Below are 14,276 nucleotides of genomic sequence, written 5' to 3'. Positions count from 1 at the left end.
ACTTTATATAATTAATAAGAAACATTCTCCCCATCTTCTGGAATTGCAACTTTCGACAAAAGATTATTTTCTTCTAAAGCCGCTCTTAATTCTGATCGTTTTGTTGGACAATGATTTAAAGCTTCTAAATGATTGGCAAAAACCTGATTTGGAGCCAAAGCAACAAATTTTAAAATATCATTCATTCGCATTAATAAAGGCTGACCAATATCAAGTCGGGCAGTTCCACAGGCTACAACAGCAATTTCGGGCTTAAATTCAACGAGAACTTTTTGTACATGTTCTGTAAAAATAGTATCAGAACTAACATAAACAGATTTTTCATTAGCCAATTCAATATGAAAACCCATTACATTTCCCATTGGTTTCGCGATAAATCCGTAGCCATGAATAGCAGGAATTCCAGTGATTTTTCCGTCTAAAAATTCCTGTGGTTCCCAATAGTTTAAACTTTGAACGATATTCAAACCTCTTGTTGTCAGGATTTTTTCGTCTTTGACGCTACAAGTAACCGGAATGTTTTTTCGTCTTAAAAAAACTTCTCCGGCTTTATCAATATGATCTGGGTGTAAATGTGTAATGAGGCAATGGGTTACTTTGCTTAAAATTTCTCTGCTGTTTTTAGGCAAAGCAACTAAAGGATTTCTTTTAGGTTTATATCGAAAGATTGTAAAGGGCGGAATCGTTTTTTTCTTTCCTAACATCGGATCAACCAAAATCACATGTTGATCTGTTTCTATAACTAAAGTAGCATTTCGTAAATGATGTAATTTCATATCGGAAAAAATTAGATATTAAAAATACAAAATTTTAAAACAAATATTAGCAATAAATTACATCTTAAAACGAAAACCAACGCCGTGAATATTTTCTATAGAAATACCTTTTTCATTGATTAAAAATTTACGCAAACGAGAAATAAAAACATCCAGACTGCGTCCGGTAAAATAATCGTCATTTCCCCAAAGTGTCGAAAGAATTTTTTCTCTTTTTAAAACCACATTTTTATGATCGTAGAATAATTTTAAAAGTTCGGCTTCGCGTTGTGTAAGACCAATTTTTTCATTTTCATTAAAAAGGAAATAATTCGTGTAGTCAAATTGATATTTACCAATTGTGTAAAGCGATTTTTCTACCAAACTGTTTTTGTGTGACCGTTTCAGGAAAATTTCAATTTTCAATAATAATTCTTCAATACTAAAAGGTTTTACGAGATAGTCATCAGCGCCCAAACGCAATCCTTTAATACGGTCTTCTTTTAAAGTTTTTGCCGAAAGAAAAATAATCGGGATATCAGTATTGTTTTTTCTAATTTCTGTTGCCAGTTCGAAACCGTCAATTTTTGGCAGCATAATGTCAAGAATGCAAACATCGAAATCTTCTTTTCTAAAAGCTTCCAAACCTAATTTGCCATCAGAGCAATGCACGACATCATAATTATTTTGTTCCAGATTATCTTTGGTTAGAAACGCTAATGTTTCATCATCTTCGGTATAAAGAATTTTAAAGTTTTTCATTTTTTATAAGGAATTGATAAGGCGACGGTAACACCTTTTATTTCGTTATTTTCGGCTTTTATTTTCCAGTTCTGCAAATTGCAAATTTCTTTTACATAGTATAGACCAAGACCAAAACCATTGACTTCATTGCCTTTTTGATTTTGAATGCGGTAAAATTTATCAAAAATTAAAGACAGGTTTTTGACAGGAATTCCAATTCCGTTATCAATAAAAGCTAATTTTAAAATTTGGTTTTCCTCTGTAATTTCAATTGTGATTTTTGGTTTTTCATTGCAATATTTTACCGCATTATCCAATAAATTATAGATTAAGTTCGTAAAATGAAAAACATCTGTTTCAATTTTATAATCAGTTGCTTTATTGTCAATTTTGATAATTGCTTCTGGATATTTCAGTACAATATTTTCGATTGTTTCTTTGATAACAGGAACAATCAAAACCCATTCTTTTTTTAATTCTAATGTCTTATAATCAGATTTGGCAGTATTTAAAATTTTCTCAATATGATGATTTAATTTATGACTTTGTTTAATGATAATATCCGTATAAGTATATAATTTTTTATCTTCCTTAATCGGATTTTGTTCAATTAAATATTTGGAAGCAATTAAAATCGACGACAAAGGCGTTTTAAATTCGTGTGTCATATTATTAATGAAATCACGCTGTAATTCAGAATATTTTTTTTGTTGTAAAAGCGTAAAAATCGAATAAACATAAATCAATAAAATAAGCACCAATACTATCGAAAGCACAAACCAAAAACGCATCGAACTAAACAAATACGATGTTTCATTTGGAAATCGAACAGCAAAATAATATACCAAATTTTTATGTTTTGGAAAATAAATAGATTGTTTTGCTTTTTCCTGTTTAGATAACGAAATATAATTGCCATACACCATTTCGTCGCTCTGACAATTATACATTGCATATTCAAAATCAGAAGTAATATTCATTTTTTTAAACTCTGTTTTCAGATAAAATTCTAAAATATCAGGTTCAAAGTCATTTTCGACGTTTACAATATAATAATCATTGGCAATTTTTTGAACAGGATTCTGTACAGGCAACTCATGATTTGTACCTTCATAGAGCTTTTTTGCCACTTCAAGCAAAGCAATATGGGTTTTCTGACTTAATTTTTTTTGCTCTAAAGTAAAGGCTTCTTTAGTCCATAGCAATTGCGCTACCAAAATACTGATGATGGCAATAAGTCCTAAAAGAATGATACTGTTGAGTTTATTTATTTTCAATGAATCGTATTTACATAGTGTAATATAGGTAAAAAATAAATGAATTTATACGAAAAATACCCATTAACATGTCATTAACAAACATTTGAAACCGCTTAACAGCGAATTGTTTTTATCTCAACTACTTTTGACAAAGAAAATTTACTATAAACCACTTTAAAATATATTTATTATGAAAATCATTAAAATTTCAATGTTATCTTTAGCTTTAGGATTAATGTCATTCTCAGCAATAGCGCCAGTTCAGGCAATAGTTTCTACAGAAGAAATTACTGCAATCACAGCTTCAACATTAGTTTGGAAAGCAGAAACAGTAGATGTAGGTGAAATTCCGCAAGGAACTCCAAAAGCAATTGTTTACGAATTTAAAAATACAGGAAAAACAGCCGTTGTAATTACTAATGTAGTAGGATCTTGCGGTTGTACAGCAACAGATTATACAAAAGAACCAATTTTACCGGGTAAATCTGCAAAAATAACAGCTACTTACAATGCAGCAAATAAAGGTGCATTTGCAAAAACAGTAACTGTAACAACAAGCGCCGAAGCAACACCAAAAACCCTTACCTTAAAAGGAACGGTTATCTAAAAATAAAAGGTTGATTATAAAGGGGAAAACTCCAGATATGTAATGTATCTGGAGTTTTTTTATGTTTTTAAATGAAAAATTTATTTAGAAATTACATCAATACATTTATAAAAACGTTTTGTATAATGTTCTGTGTCAAGTGAAGTGATCGTTACGCTATTTACTTTTCCTGATGAAGCATGTATAAATTTTGACTGCATTCCGTTTGCTTCGCAAATAATTCCCAAATGACCAATAATAGTTTTGTCCTGATAGCCATAAAAAACTAAAATATCTCCCACTTTAAAATCTTCGGGTTTCAATGCGGTTCCTAAATTTTTGTAGCTGCCCGAACTTCTGGGCAAATCAATATCAAAATTTTTAAAAACGTAACTCACAAATCCAGAACAGTCAAAACCTTTCTTAGGATCATTTCCGGCATATAAATAAGGCGTTCCTAAATATTGTTTAGCGTAAAGTACCAGTAAATCCCTATCAACATTTGCAGATGTTTTTTGAACTGGATCAATTACCGTTTTATTTTCTTTTGATGTAAAGGAACACGATAAAAAGAATATTGCAAATAGTATATAAATGGTCGATTTCATGTTGAAAGAATAATACAAGTTTAATTCATAAAGATAGACTCTTGCTTTTGAATATCAAAGGAATGGTTTGTTATGAGTTTTTATTTATCATATAAAACGAGAAAAAAGACCTATTATTTTGGTGTTTTTTTATTGCTTTTTGATGTTTTAGTATCTTTTTGCCTGTTTTATTTCAGGTATATTTGTGAATCGCATTTATATTTTAACAAAAAAATTATGTTTCTTAAAAAAATTATACTTTTAATTTCGTTTTTGTTGATTTCGCTGATTTCGACTTCACAAAATAAAACCACAAACTATTTATATGCCGGACGTGTTGAAAAACTTCAAAATGATAGTGTTATTTTGATAGGAACGGCTTCTTCGGTTTCATTTAATTTTACCGGAAATAATTGTGCAATTTCTCTGCAAAGTATTGATTCATATGAACATCATAATTATGTTTCTCTGGTTTTAGACGGAAAATATATTGGTAAAATAAAAATTGAAAAAGGTGCGGCACAATCTTTCCCAATAAAAATTACTTCAAATAAAAAGATCCATAATCTTACCATTTATAAAACGACAGAAGCGCATAGCGGCGGAATTCTATTTGGGGGAACAACCGCAAAACTAACTTCAATTTCTGCAAAAAAGAAAAAGAAAATTGAGTTTATTGGAGATTCTATAACTTGTGGAGCAGCAAGTGATCCATCTGATATTCCGTGTGATAAAGGAGAATATTTTGATCATCATAATGGATATTATGCTTACGGACCGGTACTTTCGAGAGCAATTGATGTTGATTATTTGATGAGCTCTGTTTCAGGAATTGGAATGTATAGAAACTGGAACGACGAAAATAAAGAGGAAGCGATTATGCCGGATGTGTATCAGAATTTATATTTAACAAAAGACAATTCTAAGCCTAAATATGATTTTGCTTTTCAGCCGGATATTATAAGTATTGCGTTAGGGACTAATGATTTTTCGGGAGGAGATGGTAAAAAAGAACGTTTGCCTTTTAATGTCGAAAAGTATGTTTCGAATTACATCAATTTTATAAAAATGCTTTACGTGCATAACCCAAAAGGACAAATTGTAATTACAAACAGCCCGATGGTAAACGGACAAAATGCAGTTGTTTTTGAAGATTGTCTTAATAAAGTGAAAAACGCTTTCGCGGAAGATAAAACACATAAACCAATTCAGATTTTTAAATTCAAACCTATGACGCCTAAAGGTTGTTCAGGGCATCCTGATATTGCAGATCATAAGGTTTTAGCGAATGAATATGCTCCATTTTTAAAAAAGCTGCTAAATGAAAAATAATATATTTAAGTTTGTTTTCTTTCTATTGATTTCCGGTACTATGATGGCAAACGTAACACTTCCGAATATTTTTGGCGATAATATGGTTTTGCAGCGCAATGCCGAAGTAAAAATTTGGGGTTGGGCAAATCCGAAAGAAGAAATCAAATTAACTTCAAGCTGGAACAATCAGGAATATAAAGTGGTTGCCAACAATCAGGCGCAGTGGGAATTACATATAAAAACTCCCGAAGCCGGAGGACCTTTCACCATTTCTATAAAAGGATATAATGAAGTTGTTTTAAAGAACATTTTGATTGGTGAAGTTTGGGTTTGTGCCGGACAATCCAACATGGAAATGTCTGCAAGCTGGGGAATTGACAACGGCGAAGAAGAAATGAAAAATGCGACGAATGCTAATATTCGCTTTTTTACAGTTCCGAAATTAACCGCTGTAACTCCACAAAATAACCTATCAGGAAATTGGACAGAATCGACTCCTGAAACCATGAAATATTTTAGTGCGATTGGTTACTTTTTTGCCAAACGTTTGCAGCAAGATTTAAAAAACATTCCCATCGGATTAATTTCATCCAATTGGGGCGGAACTCCGGCTGAAATCTGGATGCCGGAAGAAGTGGTTCAAAACGATCCTGTTTTATTAGAAAATGCCAAAAAACTAAACGAACAAGAATACGGACCACGCCAGCCCGGACGCGCTTATAATGCGATGATTTATCCAATTACAGGTTTTAAAATTGCCGGAACTTTATGGTATCAGGGAGAATCGAATGTTGGTTCATTAGTGTATGATAAAACATTATCGGCTTTAATTGCTTCATGGCGAAAAGCCTGGCAAGACGAATTTCCGTTTTATTTCGTGCAGATTGCGCCATATAAAACCGGTAGCAATAATTTCTCAAATGTTATTGTAAGAGATTCCCAAAGAAAAATCCTGAAAGAAATTCCAAAAACCGGAATGGTTTTAACAAGCGATATTTCGGATACAATTGATATTCATCCAAAGAATAAAAAAGATGTTGGAATTCGTTTGGCAAATCTGGCTTTGGCCGACACTTATCCCGAAGTTTCAGGACTAAATTCTAATTTGGTGAATGGTCCGCTTTACAGAGATTTTAAAGTGGATAAAAATAAAATAATCGTTTCGTTTGATTATGCAGAAGGATTGTATTTTAAAAACAAAACTTCAAATCAATTTGAATTATCCGGAGCCGATGGAGTTTTCTATCCCGCAGAAGCTTCTATAAAAAATAATCAGGTGATTTTGGTGAGTAAAAAAGTTACGACTCCTGTAAAAGTGAGATTTGCGTGGGGAAATACAATACAATCTGATTTGTTTAATAAGGCTAATTTACCGGCTTCTTGTTTTATTACTGAATAAGTCATTACGAGGAACGAAGCAATCTCATTTACAAAATCAGACTTTTGTCTAATTATTAGTGTGGTTGCTTCGTTCCTCGCAATGACATAATTGTCGCAATAACAAGACTATCGCAATAACAACTAAACTAACTAAACCATGAAAAATAAAAAAATAATAACGATTGGGGTTTTTGCCCTGTTTACAGTTGGAAATATGAATGCACAGAAAAAGCCTTATCTGGATAAAAATAAAACTATTGAACAACGCATTGATTTGCTTTTGCCTTTGATGACTCTGGAGGAAAAAGTGGGACAAATGAATCAATATAATGGTTTTTGGGATGTTACGGGACCGGCTCCAAAAGGTGGAACTGCGGAACTAAAATATGAACATTTACGAAAAGGCTGGGTGGGAAGTATGTTAACCGTTCGCGGTGTAAAAGAAGTTCGCGCCGTGCAGAAAATTGCGGTTGAAGAAACCCGTTTGGGGATTCCGCTGATTATTGGTTTTGATGTTATTCACGGTTATAAAACGTTGAGTCCGATTCCGTTGGCAGAAGCGGCAAGTTGGGATTTAGAAGCGATTAAAAAATCGGCGGCAATTGCGGCTGATGAAGCTTCGGCATCAGGAATAAACTGGACTTTTGGACCCAATGTTGACGTTGCAAACGATGCGCGCTGGGGACGTGTGATGGAAGGCGCGGGAGAAGATCCGTATTTAGGAAGTAAAATTGCAATCGCCAGAGTTCACGGTTTTCAGGGAGAAACCATTGCCGATTTAGCGAAAGTAAATACGATTGCGGCTTGTGCTAAACATTTTGCGGCGTATGGTTATGTCGAAGCCGGATTGGAATATAATATTGTAGATATCAGTAATTCTAAGTTGTATAATTCGGTTTTGCCGCCTTTTAAAGCAACTGTTGATGCCGGAGTTCGTACGTTTATGAATTCCTTTAATACGCTGAATGGAGTGCCGGCAACGGGAAATGTTTTCCTGCAAAGAGATATTTTAAAAGGAAAATGGAAGTTTGATGGTTTTGTGATTTCAGATTATGCTTCGATTAGGGAAATGATTGCACATGGTTATGCAAAAGATGAAGAAGATGCAACGGCAAAAGCTGTAATTGCAGGTTCTGACATGGATATGGAATCGTATTTATACGTTGCAAAATTAACAGCTTTGGTGAAAGAAGGAAAAGTAAAAGAATCCTTGGTTGATGATGCCGTTCGCAGAATTTTGCGTGTGAAATTTGAATTGGGTTTATTTGATGATCCGTACAGATATTGCGATGAAAAACGTGAAAAAGCGGTTGTTGGCAATAAAGCTAATAATGACGGAGTTCTGGACATGGCGAAAAAGTCGATTGTATTATTGAAGAACGAGAAGAATTTGCTTCCGCTAAAAAAATCAGGACAGAAAATTGCGTTGATTGGCGCTTTGGCAAATGATAAAAATAGTCCGCTTGGAAGCTGGCGAATTGCTGCAGATGATAATACAGCCGTTTCGGTTTTAGAAGGAATGCAGCAATATAAAGACAATCAATTGGTTTTTGAAAAAGGTGCCGATTTACTTTCGCAAAAAGCTACTTTTTTGACTGAAACGGTTTTTAATACCACTGATAAAAACGGATTTGAAGCTGCAAAAACTGCCGCAAAAACTGCTGATGTTGTCGTTATGGTTTTAGGCGAATATGGTTTTCAAAGCGGCGAGGGCAGAAGCAGAACGGATCTTAATTTGCCTGGACTGCAACAGGAATTATTAGAAGAAATTTATAAAGTAAATCCAAATGTCGTTTTGGTTTTAAATAATGGCCGTCCGTTGAGTATTCCGTGGGCTGCAGAACATGTTCCGGCAATTGTAGAAGCCTGGCAATTAGGGACTCAAACCGGAAATGCGGTGGCGCAGGTTTTATACGGAGATTATAACCCAAGCGGGAAATTACCAATGTCTTTTCCTAGAAATGTGGGTCAGGTTCCTATTTATTATAACAAATATAGTACGGGAAGGCCTGTTGACAGTGATAAAAACGTGTTTTGGTCGCATTATATGGATGTGGAGAAAACGCCTCAATATCCGTTTGGTTTTGGTTTGAGTTATACGAAGTTTGATTATAAAGATTTAAAAATTAATAAAACATCTTTTGCAAAAGGAGAGAATGTTCAGGTTAGTGTTGCGGTTACCAACTCCGGAAATTATGACGGGAAAGAAGTAGTGCAATTATATATCCGTGATGAATTTGCAAGTATTGTTCGCCCAATAAAAGAATTGAAAGGTTTTGAATTGGTAAATCTGAAAAAAGGAGAAACCAAAACCGTAACTTTTATTTTAACCAATAAAGAACTTGGTTTTTATGATAATGATGGAAATTATCTTGTAGAACCTGGAACTTTTAAAATTATGGTTGGAGGAAGTTCTGATAAAGGATTGGAAAGTGGTTTTGAGTTGAAATAAAAAAAAAATCGATTTTCAAACCCGACAGGTTTGAAAAACCTGTCGGGTTTATTTTTAGAATCAATTAATAAATTTCTAAAATCATCAGATCATTATTAGAAATAAATGATTCGATGATTTCCTTTTTTGAAATTAAAAGTTCAGCAATTTGTTTTGTGTTTTTATTAAAGGTTTTTAGAATTATTACTTTTGGAGGGGCTCCTTTTAAAAGCAATAATTTTTCAAAGTCATCATCATGAGTTAGGATTGTGAAATTGTTTTGTTTTGCAAATTGCCAAATTTCAATGTCTTTTGCTGGTTGATTTACTGGAATAACATTAGAATGTAAAGAATCTGAAAAATCATTTCCGATGAGTTTTACAATTCTCCATGAAATATTTGCATCCAAAAGTAATTTCATTATGCTGCAATTATTTTTGTAATATTTTCTCTATTGGCTGCAAAAGCCAGAGCAGCAAGAATATGTTCTTTTTTTAATTCAGGAAAATCTTCAATAATTTCATCGAATGACATTCCTGTAGAAAGCCAGGAAAGAATGTCAGAGACACAGATTCTAGTTCCAGTAATGATAGGTTTTCCAAATCGGATATTCTGATTAATCGAAATTAAATTTTGCCAGTTATTTTCCATGATTTTATTATTTAAACAAATTTACAAAATTAAAGACTAATTAGATTTTTAAATATTGAAGTTTGTTTTTTACCTTTAAAACCTATTTAAAACTTCCAACAAATTAAACTAAAACAATGAAATATAACAGATGCGGAAAAAGCGGGTTATTATTACCTGAAATTTCTTTAGGATTGTGGCACAACTTCGGATCGGTAGATAACTTTGAGAATGCGGAAAGTATCGCCGTTGAAGCTTTTGATAAAGGAATTACCCATTTTGATTTAGCAAATAATTACGGACCGGTTCCGGGATCTGCGGAAACGAATTTTGGTAAAATCCTTTGGCATAATTTTCAGGGAAATTTACGTGATGAAATCATCATTTCGACAAAAGCCGGTTACACAATGTGGGATGGACCTTATGGCGATTGGGGTTCCAGAAAATATTTATTGTCAAGTTTAGATCAGAGTTTAAAGAGAATGAAAATTGATTATGTCGATATTTTTTATTCACATCGTCCTGATCCTGAAACGCCAATTGAAGAAACGATGATGGCTTTAGATTATGCTGTAAGAAGCGGAAAAGCCTTGTATGTTGGCATCAGTAATTATTCGGCAGAGCAAACGCGTGTTGCAGTTGATGTTTTAAAACAATTGGGAACGCCGTGTTTGATTCATCAGGCGAAATATTCAATGTTGGAACGTTGGGTAGAAGATGGTTTACTAGATGTTCTGGAAGAAAAAGGAGTGGGTTGTATCGCATTTTCACCTTTGGCGCAAGGACTTTTAACGGATAAATACTTAAACGGAATTCCTGAAAATTCAAGAGCGCATAATCCAAACGGACATTTAAAGGAAGATGAGGTTACAGTAGAACGAATTCAGAAATTAGTTCAGCTGAATGAAATTGCTCAGAACAGAAATCAGTCTTTGGCACAAATGGCTTTGGCTTGGCTGCAAAAAGATAAACGAATTACCTCAGTTTTAATTGGTGCAAGTTCTGTTAGACAATTGAATAATAATATTGATTGTTTGCAGAGTTTGGAATTTTCATCAGATGAATTGAACGCGATTGAAAAGATATTGGCGTAATTTACCGCAAAAATTAAACCCGACAGGTTTTCAAAACCTGTCGGGTTTCGAACGTAAATAAAAAAAGGGACAAATATTGTCCCTTTTTTGTTCCTTTGTTCCTTTGTTCCTTTGTTCCTTTGTTCCTTTGTTCCTTTGTTCCTTTGTTCCTTTGTTCCTTTGTTCCTTTGTTCCTTTGTTCCTTTGTTCCTTTGTTCCTTTGTTTTATTTTATAATCATTGCCAACCCGCCGCCACTTGCCAATTTATATGTCAATTTAGTTGTAGAATCAATTGTAATAATTTCTCTTTTGTAATCAACGGCTGCTTTATCAGCGTTTAAACCATCGGAGAAAATTTCGGCTTCGAATTTTTTACCTTTTTCAAGGAATGAAAAATCAATTGTAATTTCTCTGGAATCCCAGTTGGTAATTGCTCCTAAATACCAGATGTTTGCTTTTCTTCTGGCGATTGAAACAAATTTTCCAACTTCGCCATTTAAGGAAACTGTTTCATCAAAAATGGTTGGAATTTTAGCAATAAAATCTGTGCTTTCCTGTTCTTTCATATAAGCCGTTGGACTGTCGGCCATCATTTGCAAAGGCGCTTCAAAAATGGTGTAAAGCGCTAATTGATGACATCTTGTTCCCTGACTTACAGGATTTGAATGACTTGGTTTGAATTCGCTTTTTGTTGCATTTCGCATCGCTCCGGGCGTATAATCCATTGGTCCTGCCATCATTCGTATAAACGGAATCGTGCAATCATATAATGGGACATCATCATTTGGCGTCCATTTATTATTTTCTAAACCTTTTACGCCTTCAAAATTTAAAATGTTCGGAAAAGTTCTTTGAATTCCGGTTGGTTTGTACATACCATGAAAATCCAAAAGTAATTTATTATCAGCCGCTTTTTGTGCAATATCATAAACCGAATTCACCATTTTGGCATCATCACGATCTAAGAAATCAACTTTAAAACCTTTAATTCCCAAATCAGCATAATTTTTTAAAATACCGGAAGTGTTTTTAGTCAAAGCCATCCACGAACTCCACAAAATAATGCCAACGTTTTTTTCTTTTCCGTAAGCGATCAAAGTTTCAAGATCAACGTCTGGATTGTGTTTCATAATGTCTTCTTCCAAACTCCAGCCTTCATCGAGAACCACATATTCTACTTTGTTTTTGGCGGCAAAATCGATGTAATATTTATAAGTTTGTGTATTGATTCCGGCTTTGAAATCAACATTATAAATATTCCAGTCGTTCCACCAATCCCAGGCTACTTTTCCGGGTTTTATCCACGAAATGTCTTTTATTTTTGATGGTTCAGATAATTTCTGCACCATGTCATTATTGGTTAAAGCGGCATCGTTTTCTGAAATAACAATCGCTCGCCACGGAAAATTTCTTGTTCCTTTTGTCTTCACCAAATAATCCGCTCTTTCTGTAATTAATCGGTTTATGTTGTTGAAACCTCCGTTTTTTTCCTGCAACGAATATTTAGAAAAACGAGATTCAAAACCTGATTTTGAAGCATTATTTGTGACAAATAATCCCGGATAATCTTCGAGATTGGCTTCTAAGAAAACGGCTTTTTTATGATTTTTATAATCAATCAAGAACGGAAGAAAAGCCAATGTATCTTTTGCAAATTCGCTTATTTTCTTGTTTTCATAATGTGCTTCAAACGAAGAAATATAAGGATCTTTTGGGTTTCTTAAATCACGAACATACGGCATCAAAGTATTGTAATCCTGGTCGAAATTCAAAAGAACTTCTTCTGATTTTACGGTAATATCATTTTTCTTTTTGGTAATAAAACGATACGCAACACCATCATCAAAAGCACGATATTCAATACTGAAATCATTTTTGAAGTTTATAATCAAATGATTGTATTTATTCTGAACTGATTTCTTTTTATAAAATGGAGAATCGAATGAAGTATCAACACTTTCTTTTTTCGAATTTAAAACCACAGCATTTTTCCCTAAAACGATATTTCCATCCAAAGTCAGAGACATTTCAGAAGGAGCCAGAATTACATCTTTTTCATGTAAAATTTTCCATGTTATTTTATCATTTACAGCAATTTTAACTTCAATTTTTCCGTTAGGAGAATTCAAAACAAAGTCTTGCTTCTTCTGAGAAAAAGTAAAATTGATTAGTAATAAACAAACAAGAATAAGTGTTTTTTTCATGCGAATATTTAAATTATTTTTTCCTGAACTCTAAGTTATATTTTTTTACAATATCCAAAGTTGATTTATCAGTCGAAAAAACAGAATTTAATCCTTGTGGTTCCTGCGGAGGATCTGTTGTTAAAGGATCGCCGGGATTCCATTTTCCGTCTTTGGTAACGGCTTTTCCTTCGCCGCCAAATCCCCAGAAATTTGCTGCTTGCAACGGTCCATTATTTTTGACACTTTCAGCAACCCGGCTAAAAATGTAGTTGTAAAAAATATCCCTGTTTGCAACAGAAGTTTCTGCGGTTAAGTTTTCATTTTCTCTCGGTAAACCAAATTCTTCAATAATAATCGGACGTTTTAAATTATTGGCTACTTTAATATGATCGTCAATATATTTTCCGGCATTTTCAAGAGTTGTTGGTAATGTTTTTTCGGCATTATCAGCTTTAAACCAATTCCAGTTTTTTGGCCAAATATGCATCGTTAAATAATCGATGTTCGGATTTTGATGTGTTCTTTCGAAAATTTCCATACTGTCGTTCGAACTGTTTTTTCCTTCAGAACCTGTCGAAACCAAATGATTTTTGTCTAAACTATCAATCAAATTCACAATATTATTGAGCCAAACGGTAAATTTATTTTCGTTTTCGACTGTAAAAAGTCTTGGTTCGTTTCCAACCTGCCAAGCCATAATCGTGTTATCTTCGGTATATTTCTTTTTCGAATATTTATTGGTTCTTCCAATAATAAACTTGACATGATTTTCTAAAGCTTGCATACAAGGCTCACAGCTATGAAATTGCTCGGTATACGACATAAATTGCGGCCAGGTATTTGGAGCAATATTCGGAACCGGAATTGCGCCTTTGCCATTCCATTCTAAATATTGCGACATTCCGCCAGACCATTCCCAGTTATTTGTCAAATACAAAACGGCATACATTTTACGTTTGCGCATTTCATTGATCAAAAAATCCAATCCGTCAAGCAAATCTTCGTCATATTTTTCCTGCTCGTATTGCAACGCCGGACGAACCGTAAAATCATATTTTCCGCCATCTGCACCAACCAGAATTCTCAAGTTGTCGATTCCGTTTTTCTGCATCAAATTTAGTTCACGAAGCAATCTTTTTCGGTCGCCTATTTTCTTCGAAGCCAGCAAACTTCCGTACCAATAATTGGTTCCAATGTACGCGTACGGTTTGTCGCCTTTGTAAAATTGCGTTCCTTTTACGGTAATTCTTTCCTGCGCCTGACACGCTATTATGGAGAAAATTAAAGCAAATTTGAGGGTTTTTAGAAGTTTGTTTTTCATTATTTATTT

13 protein-coding genes are annotated in these 14,276 nt (G+C 33.7%); 5 read left to right on the top strand and 8 right to left on the bottom strand.

Annotation, left to right across the window (positions count from 1 at the left end):
* Positions 1-11: 11 nt before the first annotated feature.
* From OLM54_RS11020 to OLM54_RS11010, 3 genes are read right to left on the bottom strand one after another with little or no spacing between them, the layout of a single operon-like run.
* Positions 12-776 (bottom strand): MBL fold metallo-hydrolase, encoded by a 765-nt coding sequence (locus OLM54_RS11020; protein WP_264534696.1) that lies wholly within the window; start codon positions 774-776, stop codon positions 12-14.
* A 57-nt stretch (positions 777-833) separates the two neighbouring features.
* Positions 834-1,517: a response regulator transcription factor gene (locus OLM54_RS11015; protein ID WP_264534695.1), complete on the bottom strand. Its 684-nt coding sequence runs from the start codon at positions 1,515-1,517 to the stop codon at positions 834-836.
* Complete coding sequence (locus OLM54_RS11010; protein ID WP_264534694.1) at positions 1,514-2,776, bottom strand: sensor histidine kinase; 1,263 nt, start codon at positions 2,774-2,776, stop codon at positions 1,514-1,516. The genes OLM54_RS11015 and OLM54_RS11010 overlap by 4 nt, the downstream gene beginning before the upstream one ends.
* Before the next feature lie 172 nt (positions 2,777-2,948).
* Between OLM54_RS11010 and OLM54_RS11005 the strand changes: the two genes are divergently transcribed.
* Positions 2,949-3,365, top strand: coding sequence for a DUF1573 domain-containing protein (locus OLM54_RS11005; RefSeq protein ID WP_264534693.1), 417 nt, complete (start codon positions 2,949-2,951; stop codon positions 3,363-3,365).
* A gap of 80 nt (positions 3,366-3,445) precedes the next feature.
* On the opposite strand, the gene OLM54_RS11000 is transcribed toward OLM54_RS11005, so the two are convergent.
* On the bottom strand, positions 3,446-3,952 hold the full coding sequence (locus OLM54_RS11000) for a C40 family peptidase (RefSeq protein WP_264534692.1): 507 nt from the start codon (positions 3,950-3,952) through the stop codon (positions 3,446-3,448).
* 216 nt (positions 3,953-4,168) lie between these two features.
* Between OLM54_RS11000 and OLM54_RS10995 the strand changes: the two genes are divergently transcribed.
* The 3 genes from OLM54_RS10995 (at position 4,169) to bglX (ending at position 9,077) form a co-directional block, all read left to right on the top strand.
* The gene (locus tag OLM54_RS10995; RefSeq protein ID WP_264534691.1) at positions 4,169-5,263 is read left to right on the top strand and encodes an SGNH/GDSL hydrolase family protein; all 1,095 of its coding nucleotides are present in this window, start codon (positions 4,169-4,171) and stop codon (positions 5,261-5,263) included.
* Entirely contained in the window at positions 5,253-6,644 is a 1,392-nt protein-coding gene (locus OLM54_RS10990; protein ID WP_264534690.1) for a sialate O-acetylesterase, read from the top strand. The genes OLM54_RS10995 and OLM54_RS10990 overlap by 11 nt, the downstream gene beginning before the upstream one ends.
* Before the next feature lie 138 nt (positions 6,645-6,782).
* Positions 6,783-9,077 (top strand): beta-glucosidase BglX, encoded by a 2,295-nt coding sequence (bglX, locus tag OLM54_RS10985; RefSeq protein WP_264534689.1) that lies wholly within the window; start codon positions 6,783-6,785, stop codon positions 9,075-9,077.
* A gap of 64 nt (positions 9,078-9,141) precedes the next feature.
* Here the strand turns inward: bglX and OLM54_RS10980 are convergent, their stop codons facing one another.
* The gene (locus OLM54_RS10980; protein WP_264534688.1) at positions 9,142-9,477 is read right to left on the bottom strand and encodes a DUF5615 family PIN-like protein; all 336 of its coding nucleotides are present in this window, start codon (positions 9,475-9,477) and stop codon (positions 9,142-9,144) included.
* Positions 9,477-9,707, bottom strand: coding sequence for a DUF433 domain-containing protein (locus tag OLM54_RS10975; protein ID WP_264534687.1), 231 nt, complete (start codon positions 9,705-9,707; stop codon positions 9,477-9,479). Before OLM54_RS10975 ends, OLM54_RS10980 begins: the two co-directional genes overlap by 1 nt.
* Positions 9,708-9,823: 116 nt before the next feature.
* On the opposite strand from OLM54_RS10975, the gene mgrA reads away from it, so the two are divergent.
* Positions 9,824-10,780, top strand: coding sequence for an L-glyceraldehyde 3-phosphate reductase (gene mgrA, locus OLM54_RS10970; RefSeq protein ID WP_264534686.1), 957 nt, complete (start codon positions 9,824-9,826; stop codon positions 10,778-10,780).
* A 204-nt stretch (positions 10,781-10,984) separates the two neighbouring features.
* On the opposite strand, the gene OLM54_RS10965 is transcribed toward mgrA, so the two are convergent.
* Together OLM54_RS10965 and OLM54_RS10960 are read right to left on the bottom strand one after the other, a co-directional pair.
* Positions 10,985-12,964, bottom strand: coding sequence for a glycoside hydrolase family 97 protein (locus tag OLM54_RS10965; protein WP_264534685.1), 1,980 nt, complete (start codon positions 12,962-12,964; stop codon positions 10,985-10,987).
* A 13-nt stretch (positions 12,965-12,977) separates the two neighbouring features.
* A complete protein-coding gene (locus OLM54_RS10960) occupies positions 12,978-14,267 on the bottom strand; it encodes a glycoside hydrolase 5 family protein (RefSeq protein WP_264534684.1) in 1,290 nt (429 codons plus the stop codon).
* Between the last annotated feature and the right edge of the window lie 9 nt (positions 14,268-14,276).

The sequence above is a fragment of the Flavobacterium sp. N1736 genome (genome assembly GCF_025947065.1).
In the GTDB taxonomy this organism is placed as follows: Bacteria; Bacteroidota; Bacteroidia; order Flavobacteriales; family Flavobacteriaceae; genus Flavobacterium.
This window is presented reverse-complemented; position numbering and strand designations above follow the sequence as displayed.